Below are 24446 nucleotides of genomic sequence, written 5' to 3'. Positions count from 1 at the left end.
CCGGTGAGCGCACCCGAGCATCCGGCATACGGGCTGTTACGCCCGGTGACCGAGACCGCCTCGGTCCTGCTGTGCCACAACCCCGGCCTGATGACGCTGGACGGGACCAACACCTGGGTGCTGCGCGGCCCGGGCAGCGACGAGATCGTGATCGTCGACCCCGGACCCGACGACGACGAACACATCGCCAAGGTCGCCGAGCTCGGGCGCATCGCACTCGTGCTGATCAGCCACAAACACGAGGACCACACCGGCGGTATCGACAAGATCGTCGAACGCACCGGCGCCGTCGTCCGCGCGGTCGGCAGCGGGTTCCTGCGCGGCCTCGGCGGTCCGCTCACCGACGGTGAGGTCATCGACGCCGCGGGCCTGCGCATCACCGTGATGGCCACCCCCGGCCACACCGTCGACTCGCTGTCGTTCGTGCTCGACGACGCGGTGCTGACCGCCGACACCGTGCTCGGGCGCGGCACCACCGTCATCGACACCGAGGACGGCAGCCTGCGCGACTACCTCGAATCGCTGCACCGGCTGCAGGGCCTGGGCGGCCGGACGGTGCTGCCCGGCCACGGACCCGACCTGCCCGACCTCGAAGCCGTCACCGCGATGTACCTGGCGCACCGCGAGGAGCGCCTGAACCAGGTGCGGGACGCGTTACGGGAGCTCGGCGACGACGCGTCGGCACGTCAGGTCGTCGAGCACGTGTACACCGACGTCGACCAGAAGCTGTGGGACGCCGCCGAGAAATCGGTGCAGGCGCAGCTCGACTACCTGCGCCCCTGAGCGATTTCGGTGTAGTTGGTTGCGCTCACCGCAACGAACTACACCGAAATCACGGGAAACTAGCGGGCTCGGCGGGCCAGCCGCTCGGAGTCGCTGATCAGCACACTCTTGCCCTCGAGGCGGATCCACCCGCGGTGCGCGAAGTCGGCGAGCGCCTTGTTCACGGTCTCGCGGGAGGCGCCGACGAGCTGGGCGATCTCTTCCTGCGTCAGGTCGTGGGTGACGCGCAGCGCGCCGCCCTCCTGGGTGCCGAACCGCTGCGCGAGCTGCAGCAGCTGCTTGGCGACGCGGCCGGGGACGTCGGTGAAGATCAGGTCGGCGAGGTTGTTGTTGGTGCGGCGCAGCCGGCGGGCCAGCACGCGCAACAGCTGCTCGGCGATCTCGGGGCGGTCCGCGATCCAGGCGCGCAGCGCTTCGCGATCCATCGACACGGCGCGCACCTCGGTGATCGTGGTGGCGCTCGACGTACGCGGACCCGGGTCGAAGATCGAGAGCTCACCGAACATGTCGCTCGGCCCCATGATCGTCAGCAGGTTCTCGCGGCCGTCCGGAGAGCGGCGGCCGATCTTCACCTTGCCGTTGATGATGATGTAGAGCCGATCGCCGGGCTCGCCCTCGGCGAACACGGTGTGCCCGCGCGGGAAGTCCACAGGCTGCAATTGCTTGGTGAGCGCTGAAACGGCGCTGGGTTCGACTCCCTGGAAGATTCCGGCCCTCGCCAGGATCTCGTCCACGTTGCCCCTCTTAGCTGTTGGGTTTGAATGACCTACGAAGCCGACCGTCTTACTGGTTAGCGTGCCCAGTCTAGAGGTATGCCGTTTCGCAACGTGCCAACGCTACACACGATTGGCTTGGCGGGTCTGCTGAAACTGTGTATTCGCCCGGTGCGGGATGTAGACCCGCGCGGGCTCCCCGGCCGTCGTCGAGCGGGTCGGAAGGGTCTCCACCGGATCCAGTCGACGTTGCTGGCGTTCCGCCTCGGCGTGCTGGAGGAAGGCGTCCACATCCGCGGTCGACGCCGCGTCGCGGGTGAGACCGGACTCCAGGCGCTCGAGCCCGAATGTTGCCACCATCAGCAACCAGGGGATGAAAGCCACGAGCAACCAGGACACAACGCAGAAGTAAACCGGCTCAAGGTCTCAGCGGGATCACGAATCGTCACCGGTATCGAGCACCTTGACCGCGATCGATGTCCGGGCCCTGGCCTACGCTGGCTTCCGTGACCGCAGGTGCGTCCCCCGCCGACCCGAAGGCCGATCCGAAACCGGCTCGGCGTGCTGCCGCAAAGGGGCGGGCGGCCAAGAAATGGGAGGGGGAGACCCCGATAGGACTGACGCGTCGTGCGCGCCGGATGAATCGCGCTCTGGCCGAGGCGTTTCCGCATGTGTACTGCGAACTCGACTTCACCAATCCGCTCGAACTGGCGGTGGCCACCATCCTGTCGGCGCAGAGCACCGACAAACGGGTCAACCTCACCACCCCGGCGCTGTTCGCCAAGTACCGCACCGCGCTGGAGTACGCGCAGGCCGACCGCACCGAACTCGAGGAGCTCATCCGGCCGACCGGGTTCTACCGCAACAAGGCCAACTCGCTGATCCGCCTGGGCCAGGAACTCGTCGAACGCTTCGACGGTGAGGTGCCCGGGAACATCGAGGATCTGGTGACGCTGCCGGGGGTGGGCCGCAAGACCGCCAACGTCATCCTCGGTAACGCGTTCGACATCCCCGGGATCACCGTCGACACCCACTTCGGCCGGTTGGTGCGCCGCTGGCGGTGGACCGCCGAGGAGGACCCCGTCAAGGTCGAGCACGCGATCGGCAAGCTCATCGAGCGCCGGGAGTGGACCCTGCTGAGCCACCGGGTGATCTTCCACGGCCGTCGCGTCTGCCACGCCCGTAAGCCGGCGTGCGGTGTCTGCGTGCTCGCCAAGGACTGCCCGTCCTACGGCATCGGCCCGACCGATCGCGAGGCCGCCGCGGCGCTGGTCAAGGGGCCCGAGACCGAACACCTGCTCGCCCTCGCCGGCCTGTGACCCCCGCGCTATGAGCGCCACGGCCCGGTGGACTGTCGCCGCACTCGCCGTGGCGCTCGCCCTGATCGTCGCGCTGTCGCTGCAGCTGGCCGATGACCCGGCGCCCACCCGGCGCGACGGGCCCGCGCAGGCGCGTGACCACCGCGACGCCGACACCCCCGAGGCGCTGGCCGGCCCGCGCGCGAAGGCCGATCTGCCGCCGTGCCCTGGCCCCGGCACCGGGGACGGCCCCGAATCGCTGCGCGGGATCACCCTCGAATGCGCGGGTGACGGCCTACCGGTCGACGTGGCCCGTGCACTGGCGGGCCGCACCGTGGTGCTCAACCTGTGGGCCTACTGGTGTGGACCGTGCGCCGACGAACTGCCCGCCATGGCGGAGTATCAGCGCCGGGTCGGTGACGCGGTGACCGTGGTGACCGTCCACCAGGACGAGAACGAGGCGGCGGGGCTGCTGCGGCTGGCCGAACTCGGCGTCCGGCTGCCGACCCTGCAGGACGGCCGCCGCCTGATCGCCGCCGCGGTCAGATCGCCGAACGTCATGCCTGCGACGGTGGTCGTGCGCTCGGACGGTAGCGTTGCCGGGATTCTGCCGCGCTCCTTCGCCACCGCCGACGAGATCGAGGTTGCGGTGGACCAGACGATGGGAGAGCTGGGGTGAGCGCCACACGCGACGGCTACCGCCTGACGCCCGACGCCGCCCCGCCGTGGCTCACCCCGCTGGTCGACAACACCGACGGCGTGCCCCGCGCCTACCGCCGCCGCGTCCCGCCGGACGTGCTCGCCGCCATCACCGCGGCCAACGCGACCGCCACCGTCACCCGCGCCAAGCGGGACGCCGCCGTGCTGGTGCTGTTCTCCGGACCCGAGTCCGGGGACGGGCTGCCCGACGACGCCGACCTGTTGGTGACGGTCCGGGCGTCGACCCTGCGCCACCACGCCGGTCAGGCGGCCTTCCCGGGCGGCGCGACCGATCCCGGCGACGACGGTCCGGTGCACACCGCGCTGCGCGAGGCCACCGAGGAGACCGGCCTCGACACCGGCCGCATCCGCCCGCTGGCGACCCTGCAGCGGATGTTCATCCCGCCGTCGGGGTTTCACGTGGTGCCGGTGCTGGCCTACTCACCCGACCCGGGTCCGGTCGGGGTGGTCGACGAATCCGAGACCGCGATCGTCGCGCGGGTGCCGGTGCGCGCGTTCGTCAACCCGGAGAACCGGCTGATGGTCTACCGCGACGCCAATTCCCGCAGGTGGGCGGGTCCGGCGTTCCTGCTCAACGAGATGCTGGTGTGGGGTTTCACCGGTCAGGTCATCTCTGCGATCCTCGACGTCGCCGGGTGGGCGGTGCCGTGGGACACCGACGACGTTCGAGAACTCGACGAGGCAATGGCGCTCGTCGGGCACGATGACCGATACGGTGAGTCCCAACAATGACACCGTCTCAGTGGCTCGACCTCCTCGTCCTCGCCGTCGCCTTCGTCGCCGCCGTCTCCGGCTGGCGGTCGGGCGCGTTGGGGTCCCTCATGTCGTTCATCGGCGTGGTGCGCGGCGCCGTCGCCGGGGTGCTGCTCGCACCGCACGTGGTCACCCACATCAGCGGTCCCCGCACGAAACTGTTCGCCGCACTGTTCCTGATCCTGGCGCTGGTGGTGATCGGGGAGATCGCAGGCGTCGTGCTCGGCCGCGCCGTCCGCGGCGCGATCCGCAACCGCACGCTGCGCCTGTTCGACTCCGTCATCGGCGTCGGCCTGCAGATCGTCGCGGTGCTGCTGGCGTCGTGGTTGTTGGCGACCCCGCTGACGTCGTCGGACCAACCCAACCTGGTGGCCGCGGTCAAGGGTTCCCGGGTGCTGGCCGAGGTGGACGAGGTCGCGCCGCCGTGGCTGAAGACGGTGCCCACCCGGCTGTCGAGTCTGCTCGACACCTCCGGTCTGCCCGAGGTCCTCGAACCGTTCGGCCGCACCCCGATCGCGACCGTCGACGCCCCGGACGCCGCCCTGGCCACCGACGCGGTGGTCGGCGCAACCCGCGGCAGCGTGGTGAAGATCCGCGGGGTGGCGCCCGGCTGCCAGAAGGTGCTCGAGGGCACCGGTTTCGTGGTGGCGCCCAACCGGGTGATGTCCAACGCGCACGTGGTCGCCGGATCCGAGAGCGTCACCGTCGACGTCGACGGGCAGACCTACGACGCGTTCGTGGTCTCCTACGACCCCAATGCCGACATCTCGATCCTCGACGTCCCGGATCTGCCCGCGACGCCGTTGCAGTTCGTCGACGAGTTGGCGCCCCCCGGCACCGATGCGATCGTCATGGGGTATCCCGGCGGCGGCGACTTCACCGCCACACCGGCCCGCGTGCGCGAGACCATCGAACTCAACGGGCCCGACATCTACCGCAAGACCACGGTCACCCGTGAGGTGTACACGATCAGAGGGACTGTGCGCCAGGGTAATTCGGGCGGGCCGATGATCAACCGCGGCGGCAAGGTGCTCGGCGTGGTGTTCGGCGCCGCGGTCGACGACGCCGACACCGGGTTCGTGCTGACCTCCGACGAGGTGGGCCGTCAGCTGACCAAGGTGGGCAACACCGCGCGGGTGGCCACCGGCGTCTGCGTCAGCTGACCTAGCGGCGGTACACCTGGTCGAGGAACCGGCCGAGCTGGTCGTTGACCTCGCCCGGGGCCTCCTCGTGGCCGTAATGGCCTGCACCGCGCAGCGATACGTAGCGTCCGTGCGGGGTGAAGCGCTGGGTGCGGTACACCGGGTCGGCCAGGACGTAAGGGTCGTCCTCGCCGCGCAGGTGCAGCATCGGAACGACCAGCGGCCGGTTCATCAACCGCATGAAGCGGCGGCCCTCGGCGCGCAGCTGGCTGCGGACCGCCCACCGCTGGTACTCCAGCGCGGAGTGCGCGGCCGCCGGGATCTGGATCGCCCTGCGGAGATGTCGGATGGTCTCCGAGAAATCGTCCGTCGCTTGCCATTCCACGCTGGACCTGGCGCGGACCAGGTTCTCGACCTCGGCGCCGTCGTGCCGGGTGAGTACGCGTTCGGGCCGCATGGGGGTCTGGTAGCGCAGCAGCGACGGCAGCAGCGCCCGGCCCTGATCGCGGCGCCGGGTCACCGACGACCGCAGTGCGACCGGATGCGGAGAACTGACCACCGCGATCGCCTTCACGACCCGGGGATGCAGCACCGACGTCGCCCAGCACACCAGCCCGCCGTCGGCGTGTCCGATCAGCGTCGCGGTCTGATGGCCCAGCGCGCGCACCAGCCCGGCCGTGTCGCCGGCCAGCGTCCAACCGTCGTATCCGCGGGGCGGTTTGTCGCTGCCGCCGTAGCCGCGCAGGTCCACGGCCACCACCCGCGCGCCGGTCAGGCCCTCGAGTTGATGGCGCCACGACCACCAGAACGATGCGAACCCGTGCAGCAGGATGACCAGCGGACGTTCGGTCACCGGGACGGTGGCCGCATCAGGAGAATCCGCCTCGACGACGTGGAAACGAATGCCGTTGGCGTGCACCTCGAGATGACGCCAGGGACCGTCGATCCGGACGACCGACGGATCGGGTGGCGGCATTACCAGCCGGACGGGTCGCCGGTCTTCTGACCGTCGGTGATCGCGACGGCCTTCGGTGCCTTGTCATGGCCGGGGGTCAGCGCCTCGCGCGTCTCCTTGACCGATTCGATCGTCTGCCGCGGACCGCGGATGCGCCGCACCTTCAGATAGCCGAGCAGCGCGAGGAACGCGGTGACGACCACCATCACACCGAACACGATCAGGAACGACGCCCACCGCCACAGCCAGGTGTCGAGCAGTTCGGCGACGAAGAAAAAGAAGAAGAACGTCGAGTAGAACAGCACCACCAGCGCGGCGATGAAGAAGACGCTGCCGGTCAGCCCCTTCTTGACGTCGCGGGTGATCTCCGCCTTGGCCAGTTCCACCTCGGCGCGCACCAGCGTCGACACCTGCGAGGTGGCGTCCTTGACCAGATCGCCGATCGATGGGTCCGGTTTGGGCGCATGTGGATCCACCAGCGGGATCGACGTGACGGTGGTGGGCACGCCGGTCTTGCGATCGCCTCGGCTCACTGACGCTTCCTCCCGCTGTGATGACAGTCGCGGTTCATGTTGCCATGTGGGAATCGGCTAAACGATTCCGCCCGACGATAGACTTGTTGATCATCAGGCGGGTCGGGCACATCGATGGGGGAGCACATTGCGGACCGGACACCGCCGACTGGCGTTGATCGTCGCGGCCTTCGCTGTTTGGCCGGCCGTCTACCTGCTGGCGGTCGCGCCGACGGCCGGTGCGGCCGGACCCGTGGTCCTCGGCGGCGGGTCGGGCATCGTCGTCAACGGCGAATCGTTCTGCACGCTGACCACGATCGGCAACGACAATCGCGGCAACCTCATCGGCTTCACCTCCGCGCACTGCGGCGGCCCGGGCGCGACGGTGTCGGCCGAGGGCGTGCCGGACGCCGGTGTGCTCGGCACCATGGTCGCGGGTAACGAGGCGCTCGACTACGCGGTGATCCAGTTCGATCCGCAGAAGGTGACGCCGACCAAGAACGTCAACGGCTTCCAGATCGACGGGCTCGGCGCCGATCCCGCGTTCGGTCAGGTCGCCTGCAAGCTCGGCCGCACCACCGGCTACTCCTGCGGCGTGACGTGGGGGCCGGGGGAGGCGCCGGGCACGATCGTCAACCAGGTTTGCGGTCAGCCCGGGGACTCGGGCGCCCCGGTGACCGTCGACAACCGGCTGGTCGGCATGCTCCACGGCGCCTACACCGAGGGTCTGCCGACGTGCGTGGTGAAGTACATCCCGCTGCACACCCCCGCGGTGACGATGTCGTTCAACGCGCAGTTGGCCGACATCGTCGCCAAGAACCGACCGGGAGCGGGGTTCGTCCCGGTCGGCTGAGCCCTACTTGCTGGCGCGGATCGCCTCGAAGACGCCCGGATCGAGGAGGGTGGAGGTGTCGCCGAGTTCACGGCCTTCGGCGACGTCGCGCAACAGGCGGCGCATGATCTTGCCGCTACGGGTCTTGGGCAACTCGGGCACGACATGGATCTCACGGGGGCGGGCGATCGGGGAGATCTCCTTGGCCACCTCGGCGCGTAGCTCCTCGACCATGTGCTCGTGCGGTTTGTCGGCTGCCGACGATTCGAGGATGACGAACGCACAGATCGCCTGTCCGGTCTGGTCATCGGTGGCGCCGACGACCGCGGCTTCGGCCACGTGCGAGTGCCCGACCAATGCGGACTCCACCTCCGCGGTGGAGATGCGGTGGCCGGACACGTTCATCACGTCGTCGATGCGGCCGAGCACCCAGATGTTGCCGTCGGCGTCGTAGCGCGCGCCGTCCCCGGCGAAGTACCAGCCCTGCTCGGCGAACCGCGACCAGTAGGTGTCCTTGAACCGCTGCGGGTCACCCCAGATACCGCGCAGCATTGCCGGCCACGGCTGGTCGAGGACGAGGTAGCCGTTGGCCTGTTCGCCGTGGTCGCTGCCGGGGGCGAGCTGATTGCCGTCGTCGTCGACGATCTTGGCGCTGATGCCGGGCAGCGGGGCCATCGCCGAACCCGGCTTGGCCGCGGTCACACCGGGCAGCGGGGAGATCATGATGGCGCCGGTCTCCGTCTGCCACCAGGTGTCGACGATCGGAGTCTTCTTGTCGCCGAAGGCGTCCCGGTACCACCGCCACGCCTCGGGGTTGATCGGCTCACCCACCGAGCCGAGCAGCCGCAGACTCGACAGGTCGTGCGCATCGGGGATCGCGCGGCCCAGCTTCATGAACGTGCGGATCAGAGTCGGCGCGGTGTAATAGATGGTGACGCCGTACTTCTCGATGACCTCGAAGTGCCGGTGCTCGCTCGGCGAGGTCGGGGTGCCCTCGTAGACCACCTGGGTCACGCCGTTGGAGAGTGGGCCGTAGACGATGTAGGTGTGCCCGGTGACCCAGCCGATGTCGGCGGTGCACCAATACACGTCGGTCTCGGGTTTGACGTCGAAGACGTTGTAATGCGTGTACGACGACTGCACGAGGTAGCCGCCGGTGGTGTGCATGATGCCCTTGGGCTTACCGGTCGTGCCGGAGGTGTAGAGCAGGAACAGCGGGTGTTCGGCGTCGAACGCCTCGGGGGTGTGCTCGGTCGATGCGCCGTCGACGGTCTCGTGCCACCACAGGTCGCGTCCGTCGGTCCAGTCGACGTCGATCCCGGTGCGGCGCACCACCAGAACGTGCTCGATTGAATCCTGCCCCTCGACCGCCTCGTCGACGGCGTTCTTCAGTGAGGCGGCCTTCCCGCGGCGGTACTGCCCGTCGGTGGTGATGACGAGTTTCGCCTCGGCGTCCTCGATGCGGGCCCGCAGCGCCGAGGACGAGAAACCCGCGAACACCACCGAGTGCATGACGCCCAGGCGTGCGCACGCCAGCATCGCCACGATCGCCTCGGGCACCATCGGCATGTAGATGGCCACGCGGTCGCCCGCGGTCAGGCCGAGATCGGTCAGCGCGTTGGCGGCCTTGCAGACCTCGTCCTTGAGCTCGGCGTAGGTCAGCGTGCGGGAGTCGCCGACGGGCTCACCCTCCCAGTGGATCGCGACGCGGTCGCCGTTGCCCGCCTCGACGTGGCGGTCGACGCAGTTGTAGGCGACGTTGATCTTGCCGCCGACGAACCACTTGGCGAACGGGGCGTCCGACCAGTCCAGCACCTCGGTGAACGGGGTGTCCCAGGACAGCCGCTCGGCCTGCTTGCCCCAGAAGGCGAGTCGGTCGTTCTCGGCTTCGCGGTACAACTCCGCGGTCGCATTGGCCTGCTCGGCGAACTCGGGGGCCGGCGGGTAGCTGGACTGGACTTCGGTTTGCGCCTCGGACATGTATGTGAGCGTAGTCACCCGATGCAATGCGCCGGTGCATACCTGGCAGACGGCCGGTGTGACGCGACGAGCGTGGAAAATCGGCGGCCCAGCGGTCGACTACCGTGGGCTGCCATGACCGATCCGCTGGCCCCGCTCGTCGACCTGCCCGGAGTGCGGGAGGCCAGCGAGGAGGCGCGCGAGGCGCTCGGACGCGCACACCGGCACAAGACCAACCTGCGGGGCTGGCCGGCCACCGCGGCCGAGGCCGCGCTGCGGGCCGCACGGGCGTCATCGGTGCTCGACGGTGGCTCGCTGCAACTGGACGACGCCGGTGAACCCGATCCGGTGCTCGCCGGTGCGCTGCGGGTCTCCCAGGCACTCGAGGGTGGCGCCACCGCGCTCGTCGACGTCTGGCAGCGCGCCCCGCTGCAGGCGCTGGCCCGGCTGCACGCGCTGGCCGCGGCCGACCTCACCGACGACGAACACCTGGGCCGGCCGCGGGCCGACCCCGGGGTGGGTAGGCGGCTGGAGCTGCTGGTGGAGATCCTCACCGGCGGGTCGCGGGTGCCGGCCCCGGTGCGCGCGGCGGTCGCCCACGGCGAGCTGCTGACGCTGGCGCCGTTCGGGACGGGCGACGGGGTGGTGGCCAGGGGAGTGTCTCGGTTGGTGACGATCACCAGCGGCCTGGACCCGCACGGGCTCGGCGTTCCCGAGGTCTACTGGATGCGTCAGTCCGGGGATTACCAGGCCGCCGCGCGGGGTTTCTCCTCCGGCACGCCGGACGGCCTCACGGCGTGGCTGCTGCTGAGCTGCCGGGCGTTGCACGCCGGTGCGCGCGAGGCGCTGCAGATCGCGGCGGGCTGACCGCCCAGCAAACGCAAAAGCGGGCGACGACCCGATCCGAGTTCGGCTCGCCGCCCGCTAGCACGGGCCCCGGTTACCATGCGTGCTGATGGGGTTGCGTGGGGCGGCCTCGGCGTCGTTGCGATGCGCCTCGACCGACTTCTCCGCCCAAGGAGTCGCCATGTCGTTCGCTTTTCGCAATTACGCAGGCCCGCAACACTTTTGCCTATTCCGCGGCATGTGCTCCGCGTGGGTGCCGGGGTTCCGTGCTGGGTCGCCTGGTTCGGGAGATGTCACCTTCTCCTCCGGTGAGATCTTGGCCTCCCCGGGCTTCCTTGCCTTCCTTTGTACTACGTGACGACTGTCACATCAAGTGGGGCTCGCACCCGATTCCGGATCGTTACGGCGGATCCATCCAGCAATCGCTCAGAGCGCGAAGCGACGCAGCAGGGAGTATGTCAGCGCGCCGGCCGCGAGCGCGCTCATCCCCACCGCCGCGGTGGTGGCGACCGCCGCGCCCGACGGGGCCGGAATCCGGTCGCGCAGCGACACCGGCTTGGTGAAGGTCTGCACCGGCCAGCCGCGGGCCACCGCCTCCTTGCGCAGGGCACGGTCCGGGTTCACGACCGTGGGGTGACCGACCGCCTCGAGCATTGGCAGGTCGGTGATCGAATCGGAGTAGGCGTAGCAGTGCTCGAGCGCGTACCCCTCGCGTGCGGCCAGCGCGCGGATGGCCTCGACCTTGCCCTCGCCGTAGCAGTAGAAGGCGATCTCCCCGGTGTAGCGGCCGTCCTCGACGACCATCCGGGTCGCCATGGCGTGGGTGGCGCCGAGTGCGCGGGCGATCGGCGCGACGATCTCCTCGCCGGAGGCCGACACCACCACCACGTCACGCCCGCAGAGTTTGTGGTCGGCGATCAGGTCGGCGGCCTCGGCGAAGACGAGCGGGTCGACGATGTCGTGCAGCGTCTCGCCGACGATCGATTTGATCTGTTCGACGTCCCACCCGGTGCACATGTTCGTCACGTAGGACCGCATGCGATCCATCTGTTCGTGGTCGGCGCCCGACATCAGGAACAGGAACTGTGCGTAGGTCGACTTGAGCACCGCCCGCCGGTTGAGCAGGCCCTGATCGAAGAAAGGTTTGCTAAAAGCCAACGTGCTCGACTTGGCGATCACGGTCTTGTCAAGATCGAAGAATGCCGCGGTCCGCACGGGGCGGTCGGGCTCGGATGCCGCTGGGGGACCATCCGACGGGGCGGCGTGCGGCTCAGATGCGCTCACGCGGCCAGCATAAACGGGATTCTCGTGACATCCGGGGTGCCGAATGTACAAATTGGCAGATCAAGACACGTGTCAGAATGCGCACTTTTCGCAAGAATCAGTGATGACAAACCCGTCTGGGACTTGCATTCCGTAGACGTACCGTGTGTATAGTGGGCGTTACCCGGGTTATGCCGGGTGTGCATCAGCCCGACCCCCCGGGGCTGATACACGACGACCTCCGCCTCCTCCCCCCCTGGCGGGGGTCGTCCCTTTTTCTGGGGTCTTTCATTCGCAATCCGGATAACTCAACCGATGCGGAAACGTTGCCCGAACGAGACTCTCGGGGCGTATGGCGACGAGTTGTCCACAGTTGCTGATTCATCCACAGTAGGTAGCGGAACGGGCGCCGGACGGCGCTGAACCGTCGCGACCGCGCGGCACAGTGGGCGCCATGACCACCCCTGGCGTGCTCGTGATGTCGAGCAGTCCGCAGCTGCGCGACGACGTCGACCGGGTCGCCGCGGCGGCCGCGGTGACGGTCGTGCACACCGCTGAGCCATCGAGCCGCAAGGCATGGAGCGCCGCGGCCGTCGTCCTCCTCGATGTCGACTCCGCGCGGAAGTGCGCCGCACGGGAGCTGCCGAGACGGGACCGGGTCGTCCTCATCGGACACGCGCCGCTCACCGACGACCACTGGCACGCGGCGATCGCGCTCGGCGCGCAACACGTCCTCACCCTGCCGGAGCAGGAGGGCGAGTTGGTGGTCCTGCTCTCCGAGGCGGCCGACACCGTGCGCGACAACGCCCACCGGGGGCCGGTCGCCGCCGTCGTCGCCGGTCGTGGGGGTGCGGGTGCATCGGTCTTCGCCGCCGCCCTCGCGTTGAGCGCCACCGAACCGCTACTCGTCGATGTCGATCCATGGAGCGGCGGCCTCGACCTGCTGGTCGGCGCCGAGACCACGCCCGGGTTGCGCTGGCCGGATCTCGCGCTCGGCGGTGGGCGGATCGGCTATCAGGCGCTGCAAAAGTCGCTGCCCAGCCGCGCCGGGGTGACGCTGCTGGCCAACGGTCGCGGCGGCGGGGAGATCGACCCGGCCGCCCTGACATCGGTGGTGGCCGCGGGCAGCCGCGGGGGCGCGACGGTGGTGTGCGACATGCCGCGCCGATCAACGCCGGCGGCGGAGTCCGCACTCGACGCGGCCGATCTGGTGGTCGTCGTCGTCACCGCCGAGGTCCGCGCCTGTGCGGCGGCGAGCGCGATGGCGTCCTGGGTCTCGGCGGTCAACCCGAACGTCGGTCTGGTTGTTCGCGGGCCGGCGCCGGGCGGTTTGCGCGCGTCCGAAGTCGCGGCCGCGGTCGGGCTGCCACTGCTGGCCGCGATGCGCCCGCAACCCGGGCTCGCCGAGGCGCTCGAACGGGGCGGGTTGAAACTTCCGCGGCGGTCGCCGTTGGCCGCCGCCGCGCACCGCGTGTTGACGGTGCTGCAGCGCCACCCCGCGGAGGTGGCGGCATGACCGCGTCGTTGATCGACCGCGTTCGGGAACGCCTGGCCGCCGAGGCCGCGCCCCTGCAGCCCGCGGTCGTCGCGGCGGCCATCCGCGCCGAATCGGGCGGCGTGCTCGGCGACACCGAGGTGCTCACCAACCTGCGGGCCCTGCAGACGGAGCTGACCGGCGCCGGACCACTCGACCTGCTGCTGTGCGCGGACGGAACCACTGACGTGCTGGTCACCGCGCCGGATGCGGTGTGGGTCGACGACGGTGGCGGTCTGCGCCGCACCGAGGTCCGGTTCGCCGACGAGTCGGCCGTGCGCCGGTTGGCGCAGCGGTTGGCGCTGGCCGCCGGGCGGCGTCTCGACGAGGCCCAACCCTGGGTCGACGGGCATCTGCACGGGCTGGGCACCGGAGAGTTCACCGTCCGGCTGCACGCCGTGCTCCCGCCCGTCGCGGCCGGCGGCACCTGCCTGTCCCTGCGCGTGTTGCGCCCGGCGCGTCAGGATCTGGCCGCGCTCACCGCCGCGGGGACGATCGTGGCCGAGGCCGATCCGCTGCTGCGCGACATCATCGCGGCACGGTTGGCGTTCCTGGTCAGCGGTGGCACCGGTGCGGGTAAGACGACGCTGCTGGCCGCGGCGTTGGGCGCGGTGCCCGCCCACGAGCGGATCATCTGCGTCGAGGACGCCGCCGAACTGGCGCCGCAGCATCCCCACGTCGTCAAACTCATCGCCCGCGCCGCGAACGTCGAGGGCGCCGGTGAGGTGACCGTTCGCGATCTGGTGCGTCAAGCGCTGCGGATGCGGCCGGACCGGATCGTCGTCGGGGAGGTCCGCGGCGCGGAGGTCGTCGACCTGCTGGCCGCGCTCAACACCGGCCACGACGGCGGAGCGGGCACCGTGCACGCGAACAATCCCGCCGAGGTGCCCGCGCGGATGGAGGCGCTGGGCGCGGTCGGCGGGCTCACCGGCCCGGCGCTGCACAGCCAGCTCGCGGCCGCGGTGCAGGTGCTGCTGCACGTCGCGCGGGACAGCGCCGGGGTGCGCCGGCTCACCGAGATCGCGGTGCTCCGTCCGCACGACGACGGTCGGGTCCGCGTGGTTCCGGTGTGGCGGTACGGCAGCGGGATGGCCGACGGCGCCGCGGATCTGGAACGCCTCGTCAGCTCCCGGCGGGCGACATGAGCGCCGCCGCGCTCGCCCTCGCGCTGGCGGTGCTGCTCGACCCCGTCGACGTCGGCCGGCGGCTGCGGCCACCGATTGCCCGCACCGCGGGCGGTGGGACGAAGCGAGCCTTGGTGGTTCTCATCGCGGTGTCGGCGGTGGCGCTGTGGTCGGTGGCGACGGCCGGTGTGGTGCTGGCGGCATGCGTGGCAGGGGGCACCGCCGCGCTGCGGTGGCGGCACCGGCGTGCGGTGCGGCAGCGCGACCGGGAGGCCGACGCCCTGCAGTCGGCGTTGGAGGTGTTGGTCGGCGAACTGCGGGTGGGCGCGCACCCGGTCACCGCGTTCGAGGCCGCGGCCGCGGAGACCGACGAGCCGGTCGCCGGTGCGCTGCACGCGGTGGCCGCCCGCGCGCGATTGGGCGCCGATGTCGCGGCCGGTCTGCGCGACACCGCGCCCACGTCGCCGCTCGCGCCGCACTGGGACCGCATCGCGGTGTGTTGGCAGCTGGCTCAGACCCACGGGCTGTCGATCGCGACGCTGATGCAGACCGCGCAGCGCGATATCGCAGAGCGGCAACGATTTTCGTCGCGGGTGCACGCGGGGATGGCGGGGGCGCGGGCCACCGCCGCCGTGCTGGCGGGTCTGCCGGTGCTGGGTATCGGGCTCGGGCAACTCATCGGTGCGGATCCGGTGCGGTTCCTGTGCGGCACAGGCGCGGGCGAATGGCTGCTTCTGGTCGGGGTGACCCTGTCCTGCGCCGGGCTGCTGTGGTCGGACCGCATCACGGCGGGGGTGACCACGTGAGCGCGGCGGCGGTGCTGCTCGCGGTGGCGATGCTGCTCGCGGGACGCGACGGCGGCGTCCGCCTACGGACGATGCGGCCGGGGAGTAGCAGCACCGGTGCGGTCGAGCGGTCCTCGGCCGATCCGCTGGCGGCGGCGTCGACGTTCGACGTGTTCGCGGCATGTCTGTCGTCGGGAATGGCGGTGTCGGCTGCGGCGGCCGCCGCGGCGGGATCCGCACCGGCAGGCCTCGCCCGCGTTCTCGCCAGGGCGGCCGACATGCTGGCCCTCGGCGCCGACGCTGCCACGGCCTGGTCGGACCCCGGTCCGCCGCTCGACGAACACGCCCGCGCCCTGCTGCGCCTGGCCCGCCGGTCGGCGGAGTCGGGAACCGCGTTGGCGCACGGCGTCGCGGAACTGGCGAACGAATCCCGAAGCGATGCAGCCGATGCCGCGCGCAGCACCGCCGAACGGGCGGGTGTGCTGATCGCCGCGCCGCTGGGGGTCTGCTATCTGCCGGCATTCCTGTGTCTGGGCATCGTGCCGGTGGTCGCGGGGCTCGCCGGTGACGTCCTGCAGGCGGGGTTGTGGTGAGAACACGCGTGCGCGGACGGTCCGCGGACGGGAGTAAGGGAGGGCACGATGGCACTGGAACCGATGCTGGCCGAGATCAAGGCGCGTCTGACGCTGCTGGCGGTCGACGAGACGGGGATGTCGACGGTCGAATACGCGATCGGCACCATCGCCGCGGCGGCGTTCGGCGCCATCCTCTACACCGTGGTCACCGGCGACTCCATCGTCAGCGCACTGACCAACATCATCAGCCGCGCGCTCAACACCAGTGTCTGAGTGACGATGCCGGTGGCGCCACGGTCGAGGCCGCGTTCGCGATCGCCGCGGTGGTGGTCGTTCTGGCCATGTGTGTGTCAGGCGTGTCGGCGGTCGGTGCGCAGGTGCGCTGCATCGACGCCGCGCGGGAGGCGGCCCGGCTCGCCGCCCGCGGCGACGACGGGTCCGCGACACGGGTGGCCGCCCGGATCGCGCCCGACGGCGCGCGGGTCGACCTCACCCGCGACGGGGGAGTGGTGGTCGCGCGCGTCAGCAGCAGACCGGCACTGCTGTTCGGCGTCACGATCACCGCGCAGGCAGTCGCCGCGACCGAACCCGGTGTCCGATGACCACGGCGCGGCCACACTCACTGCGGTCGCCGCCATCGCGGTGCTGCTCGTCGTCACCGGTGGCATGGTGCAGGTGGGCGCGGTGGTCGTCGCGCGCCACCGGGCGCAGGCCGCCGCCGACCTCGCCGCACTGGCCGCGGCGAACCGGGTCGCCGACGGCGCCGAATCCGCCTGTGCGCAGGCTGCTTCGGTGGCGCGGGCGATGCGTACCGCGGTCGCCGACTGCACGGTCGAGGGTTTGGAGGCGGTCGTCACCGTCGAGGCCGCACCGGGGCTCGGCGCCTGGCGGTTCGGGTACGCGCGTGCGGGCGCCCGCGCCGGACCGGTGTCAGTCCGGTGACGCCTGTTGCGCCACGCCCACCGACAGGCCCGCCTCGCGGACCTCCTCGTCGGTGGCCCGCCGCAGCGACGCCAGCCCGGCGAAGGTGTCGGGTTCGAGTTCGATGCGGTTGATCGCCACGTGCACCGGCGTCCAGTCGCCGTCGGCGGTGCGCAACCTGAGCACCGTCGTCGTCCCCGCCTGGGCGAGCTCGACGAACATGCGGGTGAGACGGTCGCTGTCGTCGGGGTGGACCTCGTTGGCGCGCCAGTCGTAGAACGGGGCGGGCGGATCGAGCCACTTGAGCAGCTTCCAGGTGTCCAGGTCGACCAGCGCGCGATGGATTCCGTTCTGGGCCAGCCCGTCGAGGATCCGGCGCGCCAGTTGATCGGGTGGCGGCTGGGCCGGCCCGTCGTGTTCGGCACGCCAGTTCATCGCGCGGCACACCAGCCGTTCACCCCCGCGTTCGTCGGGCTCGAGCAGGGCCCGCGCGGTGAACCCGACCGCGATCTGCTCGCCCCGATGATCGGTGACGTCCCACGTGCTGCAGTAGGTCTGACCCGGCTCCGGCCGGATCGCCATCGACAGCACCTTGGTCTCGCTCGGATTGAGGTCGAGGATCGGCAGGTCCTCGGCGAGCGCCCGGCCATGAGTGTCCTCGGCCTCCGGATCGCGCCCGCTGTTCGCCAGCGACTCCGGGGTGGCCGTCGCGATACCCGTCGCGAGGTCCCATTTGAGGGGGCCGGGCAACGGCCGCACGGGTGGCTCCAGGTCCGGCGGCCCGATCCACACGTGGACACCGTGGATGCGCCCGTCGGACATCTGCACCACCTCGGTGCGGATGACGCGGTCGTTCTTGGGGGTGATGCTCGACAGCCCCTGACCGGCGCGCACGGTCTCGGCGATCGCGGTCTGCACCGCCATCAGATGAGGGTTGCGCCGCAGGAATGCCCTGATGGGGACCATATGCTCGGTATGGGCGCCCCGCGCGACGACGACGGGCTCGCTACCGAGTGTCTCCACCAGCAGCCAGTCGTGGCTCATTCCGTCGATTTTACGTGTCGCGCCGCGGCCGCCCTGTTGATCATGATTGCGCTGGTAGCGCGGTTTTAGTGGCGGCCTCTGCCACAACGGGGTATTTTGCTTCCACGCCCGAGTCTGGGCGCGCGGTGATCACGTGGGAGGAGTCGACCGTCGAGGGGTCGGTCGGTTCCCCGTGTCCGCCCTCAGCGATCGCGACGATCCGCCAGCGCCCGCAACACGAGGCGCAGCACCGTCACCGCGCCGGCCTTGTCCAACGGGTCGTTGCCGTTACCGCACTTCGGTGACTGCACACATGACGGACACCCGCTCGGACATTCGCACGCCTCGATCGCATCCGCGGTCGCCGACCACCAGGTGCGCAGCTGCCGGAACCCGCGGTCGGCGAACCCCGCCCCGCCGGGGTGGCCGTCGTAGACGAAGATCGTCGGCAGTCCGTCCTCCGGCCCCACCGCGGTGGACACCCCACCGATGTCACCGCGGTCGCAGCTGGCCACCAGTGGGAGCAGACCGATCGCGGCGTGTTCGGCGGCGTGCAGCGCCCCTGGGAAACGCAATGGGTCGATCCCGTTGTCCAGCAATGCTTCCGGAGTGATCGTGCACATGGCCGCCATGGTGTCCAGGGTGCGGGTCGGCATGTCGAGTTCAACGAAATCGATGACCTCACCGGTCAGTTGGCGGCGCAGATAACCGATGACGGTGTTGGACACCGACACCGGGACCAGCCCGACGGTCACCGGGCCGAACGTCTCCCGTTCACCCCGTCCGGTGACCGCGATATCGGTGATCTCCCGGGCGAATGTGGTGTAGCCCGGGTCCTCGGCGTGCACGAAGGCGACCCCGTCCTCGAACGACAGCGAGTCGACGACGTAGCTCTCACCCTGGTGCAGATACACCGCGCCGGGATGCACCGACGACGCGGCCTGCCCGGCGTTGGCGTTGCCGAGCATGCGTCCGGTGTCCGCCTCGAGGATGGCGATCTGCCCGCCGATCGACCCCCGGATGTCCACCGCCGGATGGGGATCCAGCCCCGGTACGGGAAAGTACCCGTGCGGCCTGCGGCGCAGCAGCCCGTCGTCGACCAGCGAGTCGGCCACCGCTTCGGCATCCCACATCCGCACCTCGGCATCGGTCAGCGGCAACTCGGTGGCGGCGCACAGCAGTTGCGGACCAAGCACATACGGGTTCGACGGGTCGATCACCACCCGCTCGATCGGGCGGTCGAGCAGCGCGTGCGGGTGGTGCACCAGGTAGGTGTCGAGCGGATCGTCACGGGCGACGAGCACGATCAGCGCCCCCTGACCGCGCCGGCCAGAGCGACCCGCCTGCTGCCAGAACGACGTCACCGTACCGGGAAAGCCGGCCAGCACCACCGCATCCAGTCCCGCGATGTCGACGCCGAGTTCCAGTGCGTTCGTCGTCGCCAGACCGCGCAACCGCCCGTCGGCCAGTGCCCGTTCGAGTTCACGGCGGTCCTCGGCGAGGTACCCGGCGCGGTAGGAGGCGACCTGCTCGACCAACTCGGGGGCGACATCCTCGAGGCGGGCCCGCGCGCCCAGCGCGGTGAGTTCCGCGCCGCGTCGCGACCGCACGAACGTCAGCGTGCGGGCGCCCTCGGCGATCAGATCGGCCATCACCCGCGCGGCCTCCGCACCCGCCGAACGCCGTACCGGAGCGCCGTTCTCACCGATCAGCTCGGTCAGCAGCGCCGGCTCCCACAGTGCGACGGTGCGGGCGCCCTGCGGTGAGCCGTCCGCGGTGACCTCGCTGACCGTCTGCCCGATCAGCTCGGCCGCGGTCTCGGCGGGGGAGGCCGTCGTCGCGCTGGCGAAGATCACCGTCGGACCGCCGGGTTCGGCCGAGTAGCGCGCGCACAGCCGCAGCAGCCGGCGCAGCACCAACGCCACGTTGGACCCGAATATGCCGCGGTAGTAATGGCATTCGTCGACCACGATGTACTTGAGGTGGCGCAGGAAAACCGCCCAGCGGGCGTGGTTGCGCAGCAGCGACAGATGGATCATGTCCGGGTTGGAGAAGATCCAGCGGGAGCGCTCCCGCGCGAAACGCCGGACGTCTGCGGGCGAGTCGCCGTCATAGGACGACGGCGCCACGTCGTGCAGGGCGGGGACGGCGTCGGTGAGCGTCTGGGCAGTGCGCAACTGATCGTGGCCCAGCGCCTTGGTCGGCGACAGATACAGTGCGCGCGTACGGCGCTCCGACGCCATCGCCGACAGGATCGGCAGCTGGTAGGCCAGTGACTTGCCTGATGCGGTGCCGGTGCTGATCACCACGTGCCTACCGGCGTGGGCGAGATCGGCCGCAGCGCGCTGATGCGACCACGGTGTCCGGACGCCCCGATCAATGAACGCCTGCACCACATCTGGGTGCGCCCACTCCGGCCAGGATTCCGGTCGCCCGGTGCGCGGCGGCAGGTCGGCGACATGGCGCAGCGGCTGCTCGTCGGCGCCGACCCCGGCCACCGCGCACGACAGCAGTTCCCGGCCGAAATCCGACACCATCCACCCTTTCGAAACACGCCTGTAACAGTGCGTCGGCCGTCAACGCCCATGCACAGGTGAATTGTTCCCCAAGGAACCGACTTGAGACTGTCGCACCAGCCCTGAACGTGGTTGACTTATCGCGGTCGCAGCTTCTGTGTTCGTGTACTCGCACTCGCAGGATCGACGTTGCGATCGCGGTTCCTGCGAGGGTTGTAGGTCGGGTGAGTTCCGGCGACTCCACGAAGGATGGCGGTCGGAACGGGCCCGGTGTACCGAAACGGTGGACCGCACCCGGTGAAGAAGAAAAGGAAACAACTGGAAATGCCACAGGGAACTGTGAAGTGGTTCAACGCGGAGAAGGGGTTCGGTTTCATCGCCCCTGAAGACGGTTCCGCGGACGTGTTTGTCCACTACACGGAAATTCAGGGCAGCGGCTTCCGCACCCTGGAGGAGAACCAGAAGGTCGAGTTCGAGGTCGGCCAGAGCCCCAAGGGGCCGCAAGCTACGGGTGTGCGCACCATCTAGTACAGCGAGCCTGAAGACACACCCCCGCTGATCCGTGTGAACGGAGCCGCGGGGGTGTTCTCGTTTTGACGTGACGTCCGCCTCCCGTGCGCGGGGCACCTCACGGCGGACGCCTGGCTGGCTTACTGTCGGTCTCGTGAGCCAGCTGTCCTTCTTCTCGGCCGAGGCGGTACCCCCCGCCGTCGCCGACCTGACCGGGTTGCTCGCCGCGCCCGGGCAGGTGGTGTTGGTCGGTGCTGGCCGTGAGCAGGGTGCGCGCCTGTCGGTGGTCGTCGACGACCTGTGGCGGGCCGAGGCGCTGGCGGAGATGATCACCGACGCCGGGCTGCACCCGGAAATCGCCCGCACCGACGAGAACAACCCGCTGGTGCGCACCGCCGTCGAGCCGCGTCTGGTGGCGATCGCCGCCGAATGGACGCGTGGTGCGGTCAAGACGGTGCCGCCGCAGTGGTTGCCCGGCCCCCGTGAACTCCGGGCCTGGGTGCTGGCGGCCGGTACCCGGGAACCGAACGGCTATCTACTCGGGCTCGATCCGCACGCTCCCGACACCCATTCGCCGCTGGCGTCGGCGATGATGCGCGTCGGGATCGCCCCGACTTTGATCGGCACCAGAGGGTCGCGTCCGGCGCTGCGGATCAGTGGCCGTCGGCGGCTGACACGCCTGGTAGAGACGGTGGGGGAACCTCCGGAGCAGGCCGCGGCGTTGACCCATTGGCCCGGTGTGCCCTGACCGGTGACGAAGGGGTCAGTTTGCGTCGGCCAGCGTAGGGTGCGAAATTGTCAGGTGCCGACAGGCGCCGACGCAGGCATCCGGCGCCGAATGGCAAATGAAGAATTGGAGCAGGATCCAGTTGGCTGACGGTAGCCGCAGAAGCGGAAACGGGAGCGTGCGGCGACTCGTCATTGTCGAGTCGCCGACGAAGGCACGCAAGATCGCCGGGTATCTTGGCTCGAATTACATCGTCGAATCGTCGCGCGGACACATCCGTGACCTGCCCCGAGCCGCCGCTGACGTGCCCGCGAAGTACAAATCGGAGCCGTGGGCCCGCCTCGGCGTCGATGTCGAACACGACTTCGAACCGCTCTACATCATCAGCCCGGACAAGAAGGGCACCGTTTCGGAACTCAAGGACCTCCTCAAGGGGGTTGACGAGCTCTACCTCGCGACGGACGGTGACCGCGAGGGCGAGGCGATCGCCTGGCACCTGCTGGAGACGCTGAAGCCGCGCATCCCGGTCAAGCGGATGGTGTTCCACGAGATCACCGAACCCGCGATCCGCGCCGCCGCCGAAAGCCCGCGCGACCTCGACAACGACCTGGTCGACGCGCAGGAGACCCGCCGCATCCTCGACCGCCTCTACGGCTACGAGGTCAGCCCGGTGCTGTGGAAGAAGGTCGCGCCGAAGCTGTCGGCGGGCCGGGTGCAGTCGGTGGCCACCCGCATCATCGTCCAGCGCGAACGCGAGCGGATGGCGTTCCGCACGGCCGGCTACTGGGACGTCAGCGCCGAACTCGACGCCAGCGTGTCCGATGCGCAGGCCACGCCGCCGACGTTCACCGCCAAACTCACCACGGTCGACGGGCGCCGCGTCGCCACCGGCCGCGATTTCGACTCCCTCGGTGCGGTCAAGAAGCCCGACGAGGTGCTCGTCCTCGACGAGGCGGCCGCCGGTGCGCTGGCCACGGGGTTGCGCGGCGCGCAGCTGTCGGTCTCGTCGGTGGAGCAGAAGCCCTACACCCGTAAGCCGTATGCGCCGTTCATGACCTCGACGCTGCAGCAGGAGGCGGGCCGCAAGCTGCGGTTCTCGTCCGAGCGCACGATGAGCATCGCGCAGCGGCTCTACGAGAACGGCTACATCACCTACATGCGTACCGACTCGACCACGCTGTCGGCGAGCGCTGTTGATGCGGCACGCGCCCAGGCCCGCCAGCTCTACGGCGAGGAGTACGTACACCCGACGCCGCGTCAGTACACGCGCAAGGTGAAGAACGCGCAGGAGGCGCACGAGGCGATCCGCCCGGCCGGCGACGTGTTCCAGACCCCGGGCCAGCTACACGCCCAGCTCGACACCGACGAGTTCCGGCTCTACGAGCTGATCTGGCAGCGCACCGTCGCCTCGCAGATGGCCGACGCCCGCGGCACCACGCTGAGCCTGCGCATCGCCGGGGAGTCGCGGGACGGTCAGTCGGTGGTGTTCTCCGCCAGCGGTCGCACCATCACCTTCGCCGGCTTCCTCAAGGCCTACGTCGAGAGCATCGATGACCAGGCCGGCGGCGAGGCCGACGACGCCGAGAGCCGGCTGCCGAACCTGACTCAGGGTCAGCGTGTCGACGCCAAGGACCTCACCCCGGCCGGGCACCAGACCAGCCCGCCCGCGCGCTACACCGAGGCCTCGCTGATCAAGGCGCTCGAGGACCTCGGCATCGGGCGGCCGTCGACGTACTCGTCGATCATCAAGACCATTCAGGACCGCGGCTACGTCCACAAGAAGGGCAGCGCGCTCGTCCCGTCGTGGGTGGCGTTCGCGGTGATCGGGCTGCTCGAACAGCACTTCGGCCGGTTGGTGGACTACCAGTTCACCGCCACCATGGAGGACGAGCTCGACGAGATCGCCGCCGGGGCCGAACGGCGGACCAACTGGCTCAAGAACTTCTACTTCGGCGGCGAGCACGGTGAAGGTGATTCGATCGCTCGTGCCGGTGGCCTGAAGCGACTGGTCGGCGTCAACCTCGAAGAGATCGACGCGCGAGAAGTCAACTCCATCAAGCTCTTCGACGACGCCGAGGGGCGTCCGATCTATGTGCGCGTCGGCAAGAACGGCCCGTACCTGGAGCGGATGATCGCCGACGACGACAACCCGGGTGAGCTGAAACCGCAGCGCGCCAACCTCAAAGACGAGTTGACGCCGGACGAGCTGACCCTCGAACTGGCCGAGAAGCTGTTCTCCACACCGCAAGAGGGCCGCTCGCTGGGCATCGACCCGGAAACCGGGCACGAGATCGTCGCCAAGGACGGGCGGTACGGACCGTACGTGACCGAGGTGCTGCCCGAGCCGCCGGAGGATCCCGATGCGGGGACGACGGCGAAGAAGGGCAAGAAACCCACCGGTCCGAAGCCGCGTACCGGATCGCTGTTGCGCACAATGGATCTCGAGACGGTGACGCTCGAGGACGCACTCAAGCTGCTGTCGTTGCCCCGAGTGGTGGGTGTCGACCCCGACACGAACGAGGAGATCACCGCGCAGAACGGCCGCTACGGCCCATACCTCAAGCGCGGCACCGACTCTCGCTCGCTGGCGACCGAAGAGCAGATGTTCACCATCACGCTCGACGAGGCGCTGAAGATCTACGCCGAGCCGAAACGCCGTGGCCGCCAAGGCGCCGCGACGCCGCCGCTGCGCGAACTCGGCGTCGACCCGGTCTCCGAGAAGCCGATGGTGATCAAGGACGGACGCTTCGGCCCGTACGTCACCGACGGTGAGACCAACGCCAGCCTCCGCAAGGGCGACGACGTCATGTCGATCACCGATGCGCGGGCCTCCGAACTGCTCGCCGACCGGCGCGCCCGGGGTCCGGTGAAGAAGAAGGCCGCCAAGAAGACGGCCAAGAAGGCACCGGCCAAGAAGACCGCGGCCAAGAAGGCCGCCGCGAAGAAGGCGTGATC

General features: G+C 69.9%; 24 protein-coding genes and 1 pseudogene. 17 read left to right on the top strand and 8 right to left on the bottom strand.

The features are described from left to right. Nucleotides 1–3: 3 nt before the first annotated feature. On the top strand, nt 4–783 hold the full coding sequence (locus AU194_RS09700; protein ID WP_059088994.1) for an MBL fold metallo-hydrolase: 780 nt from the start codon (nt 4–6) through the stop codon (nt 781–783). A gap of 59 nt (nt 784–842) precedes the next feature. Here the strand turns inward: AU194_RS09700 and crp are convergent, their stop codons facing one another. Both crp and AU194_RS09690 read right to left on the bottom strand, forming a co-directional pair. After that, nucleotides 843–1517, bottom strand: a complete 675-nt coding sequence (gene crp / locus AU194_RS09695; RefSeq protein WP_011562195.1) for a cAMP-activated global transcriptional regulator CRP — start codon at nt 1515–1517, stop codon at nt 843–845. 102 nt (nt 1518–1619) lie between these two features. After that, entirely contained in the window at nt 1620–1895 is a 276-nt protein-coding gene (locus AU194_RS09690) for a hypothetical protein (protein WP_059088993.1), read from the bottom strand. A 239-nt stretch (nt 1896–2134) separates the two neighbouring features. Between AU194_RS09690 and nth the strand changes: the two genes are divergently transcribed. Genes nth through marP form a run of 4 tightly spaced genes read left to right on the top strand, consistent with a single transcriptional unit; the run spans nt 2135 to nt 5430 of the window. Next, nucleotides 2135–2815 carry an endonuclease III gene (gene nth / locus AU194_RS09685; RefSeq protein ID WP_059088992.1) on the top strand — a complete coding sequence of 227 codons (681 nt, stop codon included), beginning with the start codon at nt 2135–2137 and terminating at the stop codon, nt 2813–2815. Nucleotides 2816–2825: 10 nt separating this feature from the next. Next, nucleotides 2826–3473, top strand: coding sequence for a TlpA disulfide reductase family protein (locus AU194_RS09680; RefSeq protein ID WP_059088991.1), 648 nt, complete (start codon nt 2826–2828; stop codon nt 3471–3473). After that, nucleotides 3470–4246 (top strand): CoA pyrophosphatase, encoded by a 777-nt coding sequence (locus AU194_RS09675; protein ID WP_059088990.1) that lies wholly within the window; start codon nt 3470–3472, stop codon nt 4244–4246. The genes AU194_RS09680 and AU194_RS09675 overlap by 4 nt, the downstream gene beginning before the upstream one ends. Further along, nucleotides 4243–5430: an acid resistance serine protease MarP gene (marP, locus tag AU194_RS09670; protein WP_059088989.1), complete on the top strand. Its 1188-nt coding sequence runs from the start codon at nt 4243–4245 to the stop codon at nt 5428–5430. The genes AU194_RS09675 and marP overlap by 4 nt, the downstream gene beginning before the upstream one ends. Before the next feature lies 1 nt (nt 5431). Here the strand turns inward: marP and AU194_RS09665 are convergent, their stop codons facing one another. Together AU194_RS09665 and AU194_RS09660 are read right to left on the bottom strand one after the other, a co-directional pair. Continuing rightward, nucleotides 5432–6385 carry an alpha/beta fold hydrolase gene (locus AU194_RS09665; RefSeq protein WP_059088988.1) on the bottom strand — a complete coding sequence of 318 codons (954 nt, stop codon included), beginning with the start codon at nt 6383–6385 and terminating at the stop codon, nt 5432–5434. Continuing rightward, nucleotides 6385–6897 carry a phage holin family protein gene (locus AU194_RS09660; RefSeq protein WP_059088987.1) on the bottom strand — a complete coding sequence of 171 codons (513 nt, stop codon included), beginning with the start codon at nt 6895–6897 and terminating at the stop codon, nt 6385–6387. The genes AU194_RS09665 and AU194_RS09660 overlap by 1 nt, the downstream gene beginning before the upstream one ends. 127 nt (nt 6898–7024) lie before the next feature. Here AU194_RS09660 and AU194_RS09655 point away from each other — a divergent pair, with 127 nt between their 5' ends. After that, complete coding sequence (locus AU194_RS09655; protein ID WP_059088986.1) at nt 7025–7729, top strand: S1 family peptidase; 705 nt, start codon at nt 7025–7027, stop codon at nt 7727–7729. Nucleotides 7730–7732: 3 nt separating this feature from the next. Here the strand turns inward: AU194_RS09655 and acs are convergent, their stop codons facing one another. Next, nucleotides 7733–9688 carry an acetate--CoA ligase gene (gene acs, locus AU194_RS09650; protein WP_059088985.1) on the bottom strand — a complete coding sequence of 652 codons (1956 nt, stop codon included), beginning with the start codon at nt 9686–9688 and terminating at the stop codon, nt 7733–7735. Nucleotides 9689–9802: 114 nt separating this feature from the next. On the opposite strand from acs, the gene AU194_RS09645 reads away from it, so the two are divergent. Continuing rightward, nucleotides 9803–10534: a hypothetical protein gene (locus AU194_RS09645; RefSeq protein WP_059088984.1), complete on the top strand. Its 732-nt coding sequence runs from the start codon at nt 9803–9805 to the stop codon at nt 10532–10534. Nucleotides 10535–10939: 405 nt separating this feature from the next. On the opposite strand, the pseudogene AU194_RS09640 reads toward AU194_RS09645, so the two are convergent. Further along, nucleotides 10940–11763: pseudogene (locus tag AU194_RS09640) on the bottom strand (HAD-IB family hydrolase). Nucleotides 11764–12230: 467 nt separating this feature from the next. On the opposite strand from AU194_RS09640, the gene ssd reads away from it, so the two are divergent. The 7 genes from ssd to AU194_RS32545 are packed head-to-tail and all read left to right on the top strand — an operon-like array spanning nt 12231 to nt 16736. Next, entirely contained in the window at nt 12231–13292 is a 1062-nt protein-coding gene (gene ssd, locus AU194_RS09635) for a septum site-determining protein Ssd (RefSeq protein WP_059088982.1), read from the top strand. Continuing rightward, the gene (locus AU194_RS09630) at nt 13289–14455 is read left to right on the top strand and encodes a TadA family conjugal transfer-associated ATPase (RefSeq protein ID WP_059088981.1); all 1167 of its coding nucleotides are present in this window, start codon (nt 13289–13291) and stop codon (nt 14453–14455) included. The genes ssd and AU194_RS09630 overlap by 4 nt, the downstream gene beginning before the upstream one ends. Further along, nucleotides 14452–15240 (top strand): type II secretion system F family protein, encoded by a 789-nt coding sequence (locus AU194_RS09625; protein ID WP_059088980.1) that lies wholly within the window; start codon nt 14452–14454, stop codon nt 15238–15240. Before AU194_RS09630 ends, AU194_RS09625 begins: the two co-directional genes overlap by 4 nt. After that, a complete protein-coding gene (locus AU194_RS09620) occupies nt 15237–15812 on the top strand; it encodes a type II secretion system F family protein (protein ID WP_059089081.1) in 576 nt (191 codons plus the stop codon). The genes AU194_RS09625 and AU194_RS09620 overlap by 4 nt, the downstream gene beginning before the upstream one ends. A gap of 48 nt (nt 15813–15860) precedes the next feature. Beyond that, complete coding sequence (locus tag AU194_RS09615) at nt 15861–16067, top strand: DUF4244 domain-containing protein (RefSeq protein WP_059088979.1); 207 nt, start codon at nt 15861–15863, stop codon at nt 16065–16067. A gap of 50 nt (nt 16068–16117) precedes the next feature. Next, entirely contained in the window at nt 16118–16396 is a 279-nt protein-coding gene (locus AU194_RS32550) for a TadE family type IV pilus minor pilin (protein ID WP_369804063.1), read from the top strand. Further along, nucleotides 16386–16736 carry an Rv3654c family TadE-like protein gene (locus AU194_RS32545; RefSeq protein ID WP_231743248.1) on the top strand — a complete coding sequence of 117 codons (351 nt, stop codon included), beginning with the start codon at nt 16386–16388 and terminating at the stop codon, nt 16734–16736. Before AU194_RS32550 ends, AU194_RS32545 begins: the two co-directional genes overlap by 11 nt. On the opposite strand, the gene AU194_RS09600 is transcribed toward AU194_RS32545, so the two are convergent. Continuing rightward, complete coding sequence (locus tag AU194_RS09600) at nt 16725–17759, bottom strand: PAS domain-containing protein (protein WP_059088978.1); 1035 nt, start codon at nt 17757–17759, stop codon at nt 16725–16727. The two genes, AU194_RS32545 and AU194_RS09600, sit on opposite strands and share 12 nt — an antisense overlap. Nucleotides 17760–17941: 182 nt before the next feature. Beyond that, nucleotides 17942–20275, bottom strand: coding sequence for a DEAD/DEAH box helicase (locus tag AU194_RS09595; RefSeq protein WP_157575966.1), 2334 nt, complete (start codon nt 20273–20275; stop codon nt 17942–17944). A 303-nt stretch (nt 20276–20578) separates the two neighbouring features. Between AU194_RS09595 and AU194_RS09590 the strand changes: the two genes are divergently transcribed. The 3 genes from AU194_RS09590 to topA all read left to right on the top strand — a co-directional run bounded on the left by AU194_RS09590 (nt 20579) and on the right by topA (nt 24444). Then, nucleotides 20579–20782 (top strand): cold-shock protein, encoded by a 204-nt coding sequence (locus AU194_RS09590; protein WP_011562175.1) that lies wholly within the window; start codon nt 20579–20581, stop codon nt 20780–20782. A 136-nt stretch (nt 20783–20918) separates the two neighbouring features. Further along, a complete protein-coding gene (locus tag AU194_RS09585) occupies nt 20919–21512 on the top strand; it encodes a hypothetical protein (protein ID WP_059088977.1) in 594 nt (197 codons plus the stop codon). 97 nt (nt 21513–21609) lie between these two features. Beyond that, nucleotides 21610–24444 carry a type I DNA topoisomerase gene (gene topA, locus AU194_RS09580; protein WP_059088976.1) on the top strand — a complete coding sequence of 945 codons (2835 nt, stop codon included), beginning with the start codon at nt 21610–21612 and terminating at the stop codon, nt 24442–24444. The last annotated feature ends 2 nt before the right edge of the window (nt 24445–24446 follow it).

Origin of the sequence: Mycobacterium sp. GA-2829 (assembly GCF_001499965.1) — a bacterium.
In the GTDB taxonomy this organism is placed as follows: domain Bacteria; phylum Actinomycetota; class Actinomycetes; order Mycobacteriales; family Mycobacteriaceae; genus Mycobacterium.
The sequence above is the reverse complement of the archived record's forward strand: the minus strand, read 5'-3'. Positions and strand labels throughout refer to the sequence as shown.